This window comes from Alkaliphilus metalliredigens QYMF (assembly GCF_000016985.1).
In the GTDB taxonomy this organism is placed as follows: Bacteria; Bacillota; Clostridia; order Peptostreptococcales; family Natronincolaceae; genus Alkaliphilus_A; species Alkaliphilus_A metalliredigens.
This window is the reverse complement of record NC_009633.1, coordinates 1342804-1356150: the sequence shown is the minus strand read 5'-3', so window position 1 is coordinate 1356150 and position 13347 is coordinate 1342804. Positions and strand designations below refer to the sequence as shown.

The 13347-nt window shown below is 36.4% G+C and carries 14 protein-coding genes; 3 read left to right on the top strand and 11 right to left on the bottom strand.

All coding sequences use genetic code 11. The features are described 5' to 3' along the window. Positions 1-151: 151 nt before the first annotated feature. The 3 genes from AMET_RS06445 to nagZ all read right to left on the bottom strand — a co-directional run bounded on the left by AMET_RS06445 (position 152) and on the right by nagZ (position 3971). Positions 152-859, bottom strand: a complete 708-nt coding sequence (locus tag AMET_RS06445; protein ID WP_012062549.1) for a response regulator — start codon at positions 857-859, stop codon at positions 152-154. A 289-nt stretch (positions 860-1148) separates the two neighbouring features. Beyond that, positions 1149-2480: a type I glutamate--ammonia ligase gene (gene glnA, locus AMET_RS06440; protein ID WP_012062548.1), complete on the bottom strand. Its 1332-nt coding sequence runs from the start codon at positions 2478-2480 to the stop codon at positions 1149-1151. Positions 2481-2666: 186 nt separating this feature from the next. Further along, positions 2667-3971: a beta-N-acetylhexosaminidase gene (gene nagZ / locus AMET_RS06435; RefSeq protein ID WP_012062547.1), complete on the bottom strand. Its 1305-nt coding sequence runs from the start codon at positions 3969-3971 to the stop codon at positions 2667-2669. A 296-nt stretch (positions 3972-4267) separates the two neighbouring features. Here nagZ and AMET_RS06430 point away from each other — a divergent pair, with 296 nt between their 5' ends. Next, positions 4268-4447 carry a hypothetical protein gene (locus tag AMET_RS06430; RefSeq protein WP_012062546.1) on the top strand — a complete coding sequence of 60 codons (180 nt, stop codon included), beginning with the start codon at positions 4268-4270 and terminating at the stop codon, positions 4445-4447. A 65-nt stretch (positions 4448-4512) separates the two neighbouring features. Here the strand turns inward: AMET_RS06430 and AMET_RS06425 are convergent, their stop codons facing one another. The 4 genes from AMET_RS06425 to AMET_RS06410 all read right to left on the bottom strand — a co-directional run bounded on the left by AMET_RS06425 (position 4513) and on the right by AMET_RS06410 (position 6994). After that, positions 4513-4701 carry a DUF6199 family natural product biosynthesis protein gene (locus AMET_RS06425; RefSeq protein ID WP_041720437.1) on the bottom strand — a complete coding sequence of 63 codons (189 nt, stop codon included), beginning with the start codon at positions 4699-4701 and terminating at the stop codon, positions 4513-4515. Positions 4702-4912: 211 nt separating this feature from the next. Next, complete coding sequence (locus AMET_RS06420; protein ID WP_012062545.1) at positions 4913-5113, bottom strand: DUF3006 domain-containing protein; 201 nt, start codon at positions 5111-5113, stop codon at positions 4913-4915. Between the two features lie 18 nt (positions 5114-5131). Next, complete coding sequence (locus tag AMET_RS24200; RefSeq protein ID WP_012062544.1) at positions 5132-6346, bottom strand: ComEC/Rec2 family competence protein; 1215 nt, start codon at positions 6344-6346, stop codon at positions 5132-5134. 144 nt (positions 6347-6490) lie between these two features. Beyond that, positions 6491-6994, bottom strand: a complete 504-nt coding sequence (locus AMET_RS06410; protein ID WP_408626400.1) for a DNA-deoxyinosine glycosylase — start codon at positions 6992-6994, stop codon at positions 6491-6493. A 246-nt stretch (positions 6995-7240) separates the two neighbouring features. Between AMET_RS06410 and AMET_RS06405 the strand changes: the two genes are divergently transcribed. Then, positions 7241-7441: a cold-shock protein gene (locus AMET_RS06405; protein WP_012062542.1), complete on the top strand. Its 201-nt coding sequence runs from the start codon at positions 7241-7243 to the stop codon at positions 7439-7441. 190 nt (positions 7442-7631) lie between these two features. After that, positions 7632-8246, top strand: a complete 615-nt coding sequence (locus AMET_RS06400) for an ABC transporter ATP-binding protein (protein ID WP_012062541.1) — start codon at positions 7632-7634, stop codon at positions 8244-8246. A 55-nt stretch (positions 8247-8301) separates the two neighbouring features. On the opposite strand, the gene AMET_RS06395 is transcribed toward AMET_RS06400, so the two are convergent. The 4 genes from AMET_RS06395 to uxaC all read right to left on the bottom strand — a co-directional run bounded on the left by AMET_RS06395 (position 8302) and on the right by uxaC (position 13286). Beyond that, positions 8302-8973, bottom strand: a complete 672-nt coding sequence (locus AMET_RS06395) for a GntR family transcriptional regulator (RefSeq protein WP_012062540.1) — start codon at positions 8971-8973, stop codon at positions 8302-8304. 91 nt (positions 8974-9064) lie between these two features. Next, on the bottom strand, positions 9065-10681 hold the full coding sequence (locus AMET_RS06390; protein ID WP_012062539.1) for a mannitol dehydrogenase family protein: 1617 nt from the start codon (positions 10679-10681) through the stop codon (positions 9065-9067). A gap of 78 nt (positions 10682-10759) precedes the next feature. Further along, positions 10760-11827, bottom strand: coding sequence for a mannonate dehydratase (uxuA, locus tag AMET_RS06385; protein WP_012062538.1), 1068 nt, complete (start codon positions 11825-11827; stop codon positions 10760-10762). A gap of 40 nt (positions 11828-11867) precedes the next feature. Beyond that, entirely contained in the window at positions 11868-13286 is a 1419-nt protein-coding gene (gene uxaC, locus AMET_RS06380; protein ID WP_198135398.1) for a glucuronate isomerase, read from the bottom strand. Positions 13287-13347: the final 61 nt, after the last annotated feature.

Sequence of the window (13347 nt, the reverse complement as noted above, 5' to 3'; positions counted from 1 at the left end):
ACACTATATCCTCAAAATAAATTCGGCTACAATTCAGTGGGAACAGAGACTCCCTCTGAATTAAGTCTCATTTTATCTTCGGTACATTGCTTAGACTCCCGCTTCCTTTTCTCGCAGGAGATCAAGCACTGTATCCTCGAAATAAATTCGGCTACAATTCAGTGGGAACAGAGACTCCCTCTGAATTAAGTCTCATTTTATATTTGTTACTTGGTCTGCCTATTGATCCATATTCTATTTCTAGTGTGAGCTCTCCAATGGACACTAAATATTCTAAATATCGACGTACTGTCACTCTGGAAAATTCTAATTCTGCAGCGACTTCATCACTTGTCAATAACTCATCTTTGTGATCTTGCATATATCTTCTTACTTTTTTCAGTGTTTTCTCATGAAGCCCTTTTGGTAATGGCCTTTGGTTGTGTGTTGGGTTTTTTGTTGTGATCTTATCAATGTCCTCTTGTTTAATCACATGTTCTTTTCGCAACAAATGATATCTTCGTTCATAATTTTCCAGGGCACTTTTCATTCTTTCATATTCAAAGGGTTTAATCAAATAATCCACCGCTCCTAATTTCAAACCCTCGTCTATCGTTTCGGATTCCTGGGCCGCTGTCACAAAAATGACATCTGCCTGAATCAGTTTTTTCCTCATTTCCTTTAAGAAAGCAAGCCCATCGACTTTAGCCATATGTATATCTAAAATAATTAAGTCAACATTGTTATGATTAATAAATTTCCATGCCTTTTCTCCATCATTTGCTACCCCCACAACTTCAAACCCTTGAACACTTTCTACATAATGCTTGTTTAGTTTTGCTACCATTTGATCATCTTCTACGATCAGTACAGAAATCATTTTGTCCCTCCTTTGGTATGTCTACCTTGTCATCAATAATATTGTTATCTCCATGGGAGTCAAAGCTTCCACTAGATTAAGTCTGGTTTTATTCATTATATTATACTAGATTTTTGCATTTTTCCCTAGTATAATCCATAAGAGATGCTTATTTCTCTGATACACTCCAACGAAAATGATTTAGTCTTAAGTCTATCTCCTTCTGAATAATGAGAAAGACAAGGACTTAGCATCCCTGCCTTTCTCATTATTGATTGATTTTAGTTTATTCTTCTCATCATATTAACTTCTATTCATTTAAATATCGTTTGAATTCCCAATCATGGATTTGGTGGGCATATTCATTCCACTCGGCTTTCTTTGCCGCAATATATGTTCTATGGGTATGTTCTCCTAATGTCTTTTTCATCAATTCACTATTTTCAAGTTCATTGATGGCTTCTCTTAAATCACTAGGAAACTTTTCAATATCTTGTTTTTCTTTAATTTTTTCATCTATATCATACATATTTACATTACAGCATTCAGGAGGAATAATTTTATTCTTAATTCCTTCTAATCCTGCTGCCAATGCCGCCGCAAAGGCTAAATAATGATTGGCTGTTGGATCTGGATTCCGTAGTTCTACCCTTGTGGCCTCTCCCCGCTTTGCTGGTATTCTAATCAAAGGTGATCGATTGGCCGTTGCCCATGCAATGTCTGTAGGGGCTTCAAATCCTGGTACAAATCGTTTGTAGGAATTAACAGTGGCATTGGTAATGGCTGCAAATTCTCTAGCATATTTAATCAGTCCACCAATAAAATAGTAGGCTTCCTGGCTTAATTGTAGTTCATCATTTGTATCTACAAAGGCATTTTTACCATCTTTATATAGGGATTGGTTTAAATGCATACAGGTCCCATGTTTTCCCGTTAAGGGCTTAGGCATAAATGTGGCATGTAATTTATGTTCTTTTGCAATGGTTTTAACAACCTGCTTAAATGTTGACACATTGTCTGCTGTAGTCAGTGCATCATCATATCTAAATCCGATTTCATGCTGTCCCGGTGCGGCTTCATGGTGTGACATTTCAATATAGAATCCCATCTCTTCAAGTGTTAGACACATATGTCTACGGGCAATCTCACCTTCATCAGTTGGGGCTAAATCGAAATATCCCGCATGATCATTAATTTCCCTAGTAGGATTTCCATTTGCATCTCTTTCAAATAAGAAGAACTCCACTTCTGGACCTACAAAGTAATCAAAACCGTATTCTTTTAACTCACTTAATGTTCTCTTTAAAATTCCACGAGGACATCCTTCAAAGTGACTTCCATCTGGTTTATATACATCACAAATCATTCTTGCTACCGTTCCGAAACCATTTGAAACCCAAGGAAAAATAACGAAAGTCGAAGGGTCTGGCGCTAAATACATGTCAGATTCTTCTACACCTGTGAAACCATCAATTGAAGATCCATCAAACATAATTTCATTGTCTAATGCTGTATCCAATTGTTGTGGTGTGATGGCTACATTTTTTAGTTTTCCAAAAATGTCCGTAAACTGCAGGTGGATGAACCTCACATTCTCTTCTTTAACCATCCGCCTAACATCATCGCTATTCAAATTACTCAAAACAAAATCATCTCCTATAATTTTTTTGGGATTCTTGTTTTTCCAACCCTACTATAGCCTATCACATTCTATTTTTACCCACAAATTCCCTCATACTCTCTATATATATTCCTCATACTCTCACCGAATCTCACAAGACATTAGCAGGCTTATCTATAAAATTCTTCCCTTATGGGACCATATCTTCTATCTTCCTAGCTTATTCATTATTTCTTTCACAATTTTTGCATGGTAAGCAGAACCAATCACCTCAAATGGGTCTTCTTTAGTCTGGGATCCCTCTAAAACACCTCTTTTAAGCTTAACTTGAAGAATCCTACGAACTGATTCCTCTATTCTTTCCTCAGTGATCAAACCAAGGGATACTGCCTCAAGGACCCCCCCATAGGCCTCCTCTAATGACCTAGGCATCAAAAGAATATCCACTCCTGCTTCAATGGCTAATACTGCTGCTTCTGCCGAGGTATAATGCTGGGAAACAGCTGACATTTCCAAAGCATCCGTAATGACCATCCCTTCATATCCCATTTCCTCCCTTAGGATTTCTGTAATGATCTTGCTAGACAGCGTGGCGGGAAAATCATTTCCCGTTATTTGTGGCATTTGTATATGGGCCGTCATGATTGCATCAACACTCACCTCGATTCCCTTCCGAAAGGGAACCCATTCTACCGACTGTAGCCGCTCCAAATCATGATTAATGACAACAGCTTGATGATGCGTGTCAAATTCAGTATCTCCATGTCCAGGAAAATGCTTGAATACAGCACTTACATTTTCATTTTGTAATCCTCTCGCCATCTCACTTGCCATGATTCCTACTTCTTGGGGATTATCACTAAAGGAACGGTCTCCTATGACGGGATTTTTGGCATTTGTATTGACATCTGCCACCGGGGCTAGATTCATATTAAATCCAAGAGATAATAGCTCTCTTCCCAATAATCGCCCTACCTCATAGGATAGTGTGGGATCCTTTGTTTTTCCTAGCACTTCATTTCCTGGAAGTTGAGTAGCAGGAAGTTGAGATCGACTATGATTCAATCGCGTGACTCTGCCTCCCTCCTCATCGACTGCAATGAACATAGGAAGGCGACTGTTTTTTTGCATGTCATCGATCAATTTTTTTGTCTGGTCAATCGATTCAATGTTTTCAGCAAATAAGATGATACCACCTAAATGATACTGTTTGATTTGTTCTTTTACCGATTCATTTATTTTCTTTAGAGGTCGTCCTTCATGATCACTTCTAAAGGCTGGCATAAACAACTGACCTATCTTTTCTTCTAATGTCATCTCTTGAATCAACCCTTCAATGATCTGGATTTCCTCTATTTCTAATTCTTCTACTTGTAATTCTCCTTCTTGTGGTTCCTCTATGATTAAAACTGTTTCTTCTTCCTCTGTACTCTCGTTGTGTTGCTGACATGCCATCAAACCCGTGGCAAAAAATATGATTAAAACCATCATTGATATGATTTTCCAATTCATCTGTTGTACCTCCTAATTGCTTTTCTTTTAGAGAAAGTATATCCTCGAAAGTCACTTTCGTCAATTTTTGTCCTTAGTAGCTTCTTATTCACTTTTTTTACCATAATTTAGTCATTTATATCCTTTGTAGATTTATCCATTTGTTTTAAAGGTAATCAGAACACCAATTTAAAGTATTATTAAATCATTTGCAACCATCTTTTACATTATCTTACTGTGCCTGATATGGATAAAAAGCAACTCATTGTATGATACTATTAGAGAACTTCATTAACAAAAAAGGAGGCGTTCTTTTTATGAAAGTTCAAGAAGGATTAATCCCAACTGTATTAGGTACTGTTGTAACAGCCACAGGAACTGTAATGAAGCGTAAAAGGATGACGCCAATGATTACTGCTGGTATAATTGGTTTCGGATTGGCCCATGTCGTGTTAGGTGCCATAGATTTAGTAGAGCATCGAGACGATATGCAGTAAAATATTGATAAAACAGGTAGTTTCAAACGAAACTACCTGTTTATATATACACTTATATTCATTTTTCAACTAGGCAGTATGATCCATATGACAGCCAGTACTCCAATAGACATAAACCTTGTGATAAGCAAATACCCTTCACTAGGCTCTTGGCCCTTAATTTTCCACTCCTCAGATAATTGCCAAGCTATTTGGGGTTTTAGAATCCCAACCAGTAAAAAAACCGTGATACTCAACTTAAAAAATATTGGCATATTGAAACACCCTCCAAAATAGTTTTCTATCATGAGTTATTCAACATTTTTTCTTGTTTTCCTGCTAGTTTCCTCCAAAATAGTGCTAATTTCTCATTTAAATTGTTGGATAATTATGGATGACTCCCCCTAGATTAAGTCTCATTTTATATTCAGCATTCCCTATCTACGTTTTTTTAATCATTTAATCACAATGTACTTTTTAACCTTGCTATTTATCCCATAGTTCATCCATAAGCTTTGTAATCCTTGCTTTTCTTCTTTTGGTTTCTTCTGAATCTACTTTTATTTCAAGTACATCCCCTTCTTTTGCATTTAAGGGAACTAATTGAATAGGCATATCTACCATTGTTTGATCCAAAAGCTCCACAACAACGTATTTTCCTTCAAAACGATCTATAATCACTTTCATATGATTCACCCCCATTGATTAATCAAATATCTTATTTAAGATTCCATCTAGAAGCCACTCTTTAATATCTATGTTTCCACCCAATTCACTGTTACGTTGTCTTCCTGCTCCTTGAATAGAAGGAACTGTATCAAAGCTAATCTCACGTCCATCTGATGTCGCCACAATTGTTCCTGCCTCATCGGTACGATACACAGTCATTCCGAATGCCCCTAGCCTTTCCATTAACTCTTTGTGCGGATGTCCATATCTATTTTCTGCCCCTACAGAAATCACACCATATGTAGGCGCTACTGCCTCTAAAAATGCTGGAATTGTAGAACTATTACTCCCATGATGAGAGACCCTCAGGACATCTACTTGAAGAGGATATTTACTTTTAAGCATCTCATTTTCAGATTGCGCTTCAACATCCCCTGTAATTAAAAAGCTGTTTTCTCCATGGTCTACTCTTAAAACTGCCGAATAATCATTTAAACTGCTATAATGTTCACTATGAGGTGCGATCAATAATGCCCTTATGCTTGAGTCAATGTTAAATTCCACCCCAGCCTTTGCTTTCTTGATCTTTAGATTTTTTTCTTTTATGGCCAATAGTAAGGTTTCAAATGTTTTTGTATTCGCCGTCACCTCAGGCATATATACTTCTCCAATTTCAAAGACTTGCACCACTGAAGCCATTCCACCAATATGATCTGCATGGGGATGACTTGCAATCAATAAATCGATGGTTTCAATTCCTTGTGCTTTTATATAAGATACAACCGTCTCTCCTTGATTACGATCTCCTGCATCTACCAGTATAGTCTTCCCCGCCGGTGTCATGATCAATGTCGCATCCCCTTGACCCACATCTATAAAATGTATTTTTAATACTTCATTTGACAAATTCAATTCATCATCGTGATGCTTTACCTGCTCCGGCTCTTTCACTTCACTTATTTTTTTATCTTTAACTTCTTCGTAATCCCTATAATCTTCGCCTATTTCCGAATCCTCTTTGTTGTGTAGGTTCCCTTGTAAAACATAATCACCTTGTTCATTAATCCCCTCTAAATATTCTAGAGATATTCCAAACAAAAGAAAAAATATGATCAATGCCATCCCATAGGTTTTCAGGACTTTACCCTCAGTTTTTGTTTTTGAACCCCAGAGCACCTTTTCAGGATAGTTGACACCAATGATCACCCCGAGCAATGCAATAAACCAAAGTATTGCAAATATAATATGCACATCTGTCCCCCCTTGAGCTGTCTTCTTGGCTGTCTTCTTGGCTGTCTTCTTCTGCCATTATACCTGAACATTCGTTCGGGGTAAAGGATCATCTCCTCATTCAGAAAAGTTACCATCCTATGAATAGCAGCTTACTCTTTCCTCTTATCCTTGGGTGTACTTTAGTAACACTTTCCATTCTTCTATCTTGTTCCCAATTTTCATGGTATGGGCTGGACTTGAAGAGGGAAGCTTGTGAAATATCTTATCCTCAAAGGAAAACCCGACCTTTCTTCTGAAAGTATCATGGGCCTTTGTGCCATTAAATAAGACATATTTTATCCTAGGATAACTTTTTAAAAATGTATTGAAATCATTTGGCCTCTCTTCTTTAATATTTGAGTCTAGACTTCCTTCCCGATGGCAGGATTCGATGACATCCCAAATGGCAATCCCATGTTCCTTAATAAATTGAACTTTTTTCCCATAGTCTTCCTGAAAAGGTTGTCCCAATACCTCGTAAATGATTTTCCAGAACTGATTCCTAGGATTACCATAGTATTTACCTTCCTGTAATGACTGTACACTTGGTATGGACCCTAATATCAATATATGACTGTTTGCATCAATGATAGGACTAAAAGACTCGATTTTAGACAATGAACCCACTCCTTGTTTTATGACTAAATAACCATTAAAAAATTCTTTCAAGAAAATTTTATCATTTTTGTTGACAGTATTCCATCAAGATGGTAAAATATATTTAGTTGTATAGAAGGAGTTCATGATTCACATATTATAAAGGATATCAAGCAACAGATATCAAATATTTCTCCACTGGTACTCTTTGTAATATGTGAATTCTTTGTATTCATCTATGGCAACAAATCATATTAATTATTTGGAGGTTTCAAAATGAAAACAGGTACAGTAAAATGGTTTAACTCAGAAAAAGGATTTGGATTTATCGAAGTAGAAGGTGGAGATGACGTATTCGTACATTTCTCAGCAATCACTGGAGACGGATTCAAAACATTAGAAGAAGGACAAAAAGTTGAATTCAACGTAGTTGAAGGAAACAGAGGACCTCAAGCTGAGAACGTAGCTAAATTATAGTAAAATAACTGCCCTTTGGGCAGTTTTTTTCTTTCCAGAAAAAGATGGCTAATTTAGCCATCTTTTTTTGTTATCAATTTACGGTAATCCTTCTCTATCAGCTGTATACTGTCACATAATCATGCCTTTTTCATAGAATATATCATATGGATTATTATGCCTTGATTTTGTTTCAAGAGGAGGAACACATATGGGAGATACAAAATTTGTTGAAATTAGAGGTGTATCCAAGACCTATCATACCTTAGACGAGGAAACGAAGGCATTGGATAAGCTATCCTTTGATGTGGATCGTGGTGAAATTGTTATTATTGTAGGTCCCAGCGGTTGTGGTAAGTCTACAATACTGTCTATTATAGCTGGTCTTATGAAACCTAGCTCAGGAGAAGTCTTTATTAATGGAAACCAAATCAAGAGCACCAATAAAAGTGTAGGTTACATGTTTCAAAGCGATCACCTCTTTCGTTGGCGAACAATCATGGAGAATGTATTGATCGGTCTTGAAATCCAAAATAAAGTAACTGCACAAAACATAAATCGCGTTGAGAAGCTCTTAGATACCTATGGCTTGGCTGAATTTAAAAATCATTACCCTAATCAACTTTCCGGTGGTATGCGCCAGAGAGTTGCCTTAATTCGAACCTTAGCAATTGAACCTGAGTTACTTCTATTAGATGAACCCTTTTCAGCTTTAGACTATCAAAGTCGTCTGGCTGTTAGTGACGATATCGCAGGAATTATCAAAAAAGAAAAGAAAACGGCTATTATGGTGACACATGATATAGCAGAAGCTATTTCTATGTAATGACCACTTTTTTACACCGTTTTCTATTTCCATACAACCTTTTATGAACTTAAAATTAAAAATAATCAGGATATTTTTCCATAATTTCATCTTTATCAATTTGATATCGGGAGAGATGTTTTGTCATGAATGCCTTGGCCTTTTCTTTGTCTTTATTCTCAATAGCACTCACAATTTTTTTATGATCCTCCACAATCTTAATGTCTTTTACAGTATGCAGGCTCATGTTTCTAACTCGATCGAAATGTGCAGTCATACTATCCATCAAAGAATATGTTTGTACCTTGTTGCATATCTCAAAAATATATTTGTGAAACTTATTGTCCTCTTCTAAAAGCTTATCCGGTGAATAGTTCTCAGTATAAAACTCTTGCAACTTTATACTTTCTTTTAGTATCTCCAGGTCACTTTCACTGGCATAGTCACACGCTAGTTCTACCACGGCATTTTCAAGCACAAGTCTTAAAAAACGCGCTTCTTCAATTAGATTATGGCGTATTTTTGATACAACACTGCCTTTTTGCGGATAAATTTCAACAATTTGTGTTTTGCTTAATTCAATCAAAGCCTCTCGTACTGGTGTACGAGACACACCTATTTCAGTGGCCAGCTCATTCTCACTGACAATACTTCCAGGTTTTAATTCCAACATAATAATGTTATATTTCAGAATGCGCAATGCATAATCTCGGGTAGTCTCTTTTGCTAACCTCTCTGCTATCTGCATAAGATCCCCATCACTCCTTACTATCGTATAGTCTACTACTATTATTGCATTTTATCTATGCTATAACAACTATAAATGTATTGTTTCGTAATTATACAAGATATTTTTTTAGTGTTTCTCGAACAGCTTTTTCACCATCTATCAGCTCCAAAAACATTCCTTCAATCTTATTCCCGAGGCCAGCCTTAATTAAATCTAACCCAAAAATGTTTTCGTTGGCAAGTAGCTCTCGCACCTGACCTCTATAAGACTTTCTTTCACCTACTTTTATGCCTTGCAATACTTTTTGTAAATTATCAAGCAACGGATCAGCACTCACCTGCATCTCTTTTAAGGAGTCATCCACACCTAAAAGATATCTCAACCACCCAGCAATAGCCAAAGGTATGAAAGTAAGCTCTTCAGCATTCAAATCATCTCTTGCTACATATGACTTGATTGTTTCTCCAAATCTGATGGCAACCTTTTGACTTGTATCAGTAGCAATTCTTTGTGGGGTATCTGGTATATAAGGATTTGGTAGCCTTTCTTCTATCACTTCCTTGATAAAATCTTCAGGTTTGATAATTTTCGGATCTACGACTACCGGCATCCCCTCTTGATAACCAATCTTCTCAACCAAAAGCTTCAACTGTGGATCTTTCATTTCCGCTGAAATGCTGGTATAACCCAGAATGCAGCCGTAAACCGCAAGAGCAGTGTGAAGTGGATTCAGACAAGTAGTCACCTTCATTGTCTCTATCTTATTTACAGTTTCTCGATCTGTAAAATACACACCCGCTTCCTCTAAAGCCGGCCTGCCATTAGGAAACGCATCTTCAATAACCAGATACTGAGGAATTTCTGCATTTACAAATGGTGCGATGAATGTATTTTTTGAAGTGATAACAGGTTCCATATCTTGAATACCTATTTCCCCTAAATTGTTTTTCACAACTTCCGAAGGCCTAGGTGTTATCTTATCAATCATACTCCATGGGTAAGCAATTTTTTGCTCATCCTTCAGATAAGACAAAAATCTTTCTTCAACAAAACCCCTCTCCTTCCACTCTTTAGCAATAGTCAGCACAGCATTCTGAATTTTCTCCCCATTATGACTACAATTATCCATACTGACTACAGCTAGAGGAGCTTCACCCACAAGATATCTTTCATATAGTAAAGAAGTCAAAATGCTCATAGCATGCTTTGGTTTATCAGGGCCTACTTCAAAATCTTGTAAAACAACCGGCATAAACTCATTATTAACACTTTGTAGGGCATATCCTTTTTCTGTAATTGTGAAACTCACCATCTGAAGTGAGACATTTTTGAAAATGTCCTTTAGCTTCTTTTTTTCTAATTCAATATTCATATCTGCCTTAATCGAATCGGCGATACTTGCAATCACTTCATTTTCCATTCGGCCATCTGCATTCAACCTGACTAGCATAGTCAAGTTATCATATGGAGTATAGATTTTATCTATGATTTCATAGTCAAATGTTTCAACAGCAATAATACCTCTGTCAGTAAGATTTTCATTTAAAATTTCCTGTTGTAACTGCGCAATAAAGCCTCGGAATATATTCCCTGCACCAAAATGGATCCAGGTAGGATTCTCTATGGTTTTTTCCATCATCTTTTTATAATCATAGGATGGAAGTATTACCCCTTTATCTTCCCAAGCTCCTCTGTTCTTTAAACTCTCTACTTTCAACTCTAACATTTTATCACCTTTCCTTTCTTTGGATAAAGCTATACACCACGTATAACAGGTGGTGTATAACTAGTGTTTTATTATTTATTATTTTTTCATTTTTTCAATAGCTTCCCATAATCCTAAAATGTAGTTTGCACCCAAGGCACGGTCATACAAGCCATAACCTGGTCGGGCCTTTTCCCCCCAAATCATTCTACCGTGATCTGGTCTTATATAGCCATCGAAATCAGTATCCTGATATGCCTTTACAACCTCGAACATATCCAAGTCGCCACATTCACTTAAGTGTGCAGATTCATCAAAATCCTTTTCAGAAAGGTGTTTTAGATTTCTGATATGTGCAAAATGTATTCTGCCCTCTCCTGAAAACTCACGAATAACTGCCGGGATATCATTTTTAGAATCGGCACCTAAGCTTCCTGTACATAAAGTCAAACCGTTATATCTACTTGGATTCAACCTAAGGAACTTTCTGATATTATCTGCATTGTTGATTACCTTTGGTAGTCCATATAAAGGCCACGGTGGATCATCTGGGTGAATAGCCATCTGAACATCATATTTTTCAGCATATGGAATCACTGCATCCAAGAAATATTTCATATTTTCCCAATATGCTTCAGTAGACATATTCTTGTAAATTTCTATATCTATAGCCATTTGTTTTAGTCTTTCCGGCTCCCAGCCTGGCAAGGAATAACCTCTGGCCTTTTTCTTCATCACTTCCGCCATGCTAGCTGGATTCATTTCTACCACTTCATCATGTCTATATGCCATAACCGAGCTTCCATCTGCAATCCGATGGGCTAAATCACTTCGTGCCCAATCAATTACAGGCATAAAATTATAACATAAAACCTTGACACCCACTTTAGATAAATTTTCGATGGTTTTTATATAATTATTTATATATTTATCTCTAGATGGAAGTCCTTTCTTTATATCCTCGTGGATATTTACACTTTCAATTACTTCCATCTCCAAGCCAGCATCATTTATTTCTTTTTTCAACTTTTCTAAAACATCCAGTTCCCAAACATCCCCCACAGGTATCTTGGGCAAACATGTTGCAACTCCTGATACTCCTGGTGTCTGCTTAATCTGCTCTAATGTCACGCTATCATCTCCATCAGGAAACCAGCGTAAAATCATCTTCAAATACATCACCCCTTCAAATTTCAACTTATACTATTTATTTTTTGGTAAAGTAATTAACTGCATTATAATAGCAAATATTTTCAATTAGCCTTTTTAATAGCTCTTCATCATTAGGAAATTTTCCGTTTTCTACTTGCACACCAACATAATTACATAAAATACGACGGAAATACTCATGACGAGGATAAGATATAAAACTACGTGAATCTGTAAGCATTCCGACAAAATTCATCAATAATCCATGGTCTGCAAGCGTGCTCATCTGACGCAGCATACCTTGTTCCGTATCATTAAACCACCAGCCAGCACCAAATTGTACCTTTCCCCTGATACCCTCTTCATTATCTTGAAAATTAGATACAGCACTTGCTACAATGTGGTTATAATCTGGATTCAAATTATAAACCACTGTTTTAGGCAAACAGTTTTTTCGAGACATCGCATCTAGTAAACGATTTAAAGCATAAGCAACATTGGACTGATCTACAATAGAGTCAAATCCAGTATTTTCACCAACAAGTTCATACATTTTAGAATTATTATTACGGATTGCACCAAAGTGAATCTGCATTATCCAATCTTTATGGTAATAAATTTTTCCCAAGTCAATTAGCAAGCGGGTTATGAACTTACCATAATCTTCTTCTGTCATTTCTTTTTTCCCTAAAGCTTTTTGAAAAATGTTTTCTATTTCTTCATCTGTGGATTCTATATAAACTAATTTTTCTAATCCATGATCCGAAATAAGGGCTCCTTTTTTATCAAAGTAATCAATACGAGCTTCAATTCCAACTAACATTTCTTGATAACTTGAAATAGGTAGTGAAGTAAGGTCTCCTAGTTTGTCAATAAAATCTATGAACGTTTCTTCTCCGATTCCAAAGGCTCCATCTGGTCTAAAGGTTGGTACTACCTTAACTTTAAAATCTTCATCCTTTGCTATTTCATCGTGAAACTCAAGAGAATCAATTGGATCATCAGTTGTACAAATAAAATCTACATTAGACTGCTTAATCAACTTTCTTACAGTTAATCCTTCTTCTTTTATTATTTTATTTGCTCTATCGTAAATGCTTTTCCAGTTACTTCTCTTTAATAATTCATCGATGCCAAAGTACGCTTTTAGTTCTAAATGAGTCCAATGGTATAATGGATTGCCTACACACGACTCAACAGTTTCTGCCCAAGCTTGAAATTTTTCTTCTGAGCTAGCTTTCCCTGTAATCTTTTCCTCCGAAACACCATTTCCACGCATGGCTCTCCATTTATAATGGTCACCAGCTAACCACAATTCCGTTATGTCCGCAAATTCATGATCTTCTGCTATATGCTGGGTGTTTAAGTGGCAATGGTAATCAAAAATAGGTAAAGATTTAGCATAAGTGTGATACAGATGTCTTGCTATCTCATTTTCTAACATGAAATCATTATTTATAAAAGAAATTTTTATCATCCCCTTCATCTTGAGCTTTTTTAATTTTAATTAGCCTTTTGAATCTAAACCGATCTCAATT

Bases quoted from the DNA above. Each gene is read 5' to 3' on its own strand.
- AMET_RS06420 (WP_012062545.1), bottom strand. From the start codon at position 5,113: ATGAAAGTGATTATAGATCGTTTTGAAGGAAAATACGTTGTTGTGGAG.
- AMET_RS06430 (WP_012062546.1), top strand. From the start codon at position 4,268: ATGAAAGTTCAAGAAGGATTAATCCCAACTGTATTAGGTACTGTTGTA.
- AMET_RS06395 (WP_012062540.1), bottom strand. From the start codon at position 8,973: ATGCAGATAGCAGAGAGGTTAGCAAAAGAGACTACCCGAGATTATGCA.
- AMET_RS06400 (WP_012062541.1), top strand. From the start codon at position 7,632: ATGGGAGATACAAAATTTGTTGAAATTAGAGGTGTATCCAAGACCTAT.
- nagZ (WP_012062547.1), bottom strand. From the start codon at position 3,971: ATGAATTGGAAAATCATATCAATGATGGTTTTAATCATATTTTTTGCC.
- uxaC (WP_198135398.1), bottom strand. From the start codon at position 13,286: ATGATAAAAATTTCTTTTATAAATAATGATTTCATGTTAGAAAATGAG.
- uxuA (WP_012062538.1), bottom strand. From the start codon at position 11,827: ATGATTTTACGCTGGTTTCCTGATGGAGATGATAGCGTGACATTAGAG.
- AMET_RS06445 (WP_012062549.1), bottom strand. From the start codon at position 859: ATGATTTCTGTACTGATCGTAGAAGATGATCAAATGGTAGCAAAACTA.
- AMET_RS06405 (WP_012062542.1), top strand. From the start codon at position 7,241: ATGAAAACAGGTACAGTAAAATGGTTTAACTCAGAAAAAGGATTTGGA.
- AMET_RS06425 (WP_041720437.1), bottom strand. From the start codon at position 4,701: ATGCCAATATTTTTTAAGTTGAGTATCACGGTTTTTTTACTGGTTGGG.
- AMET_RS06390 (WP_012062539.1), bottom strand. From the start codon at position 10,681: ATGTTAGAGTTGAAAGTAGAGAGTTTAAAGAACAGAGGAGCTTGGGAA.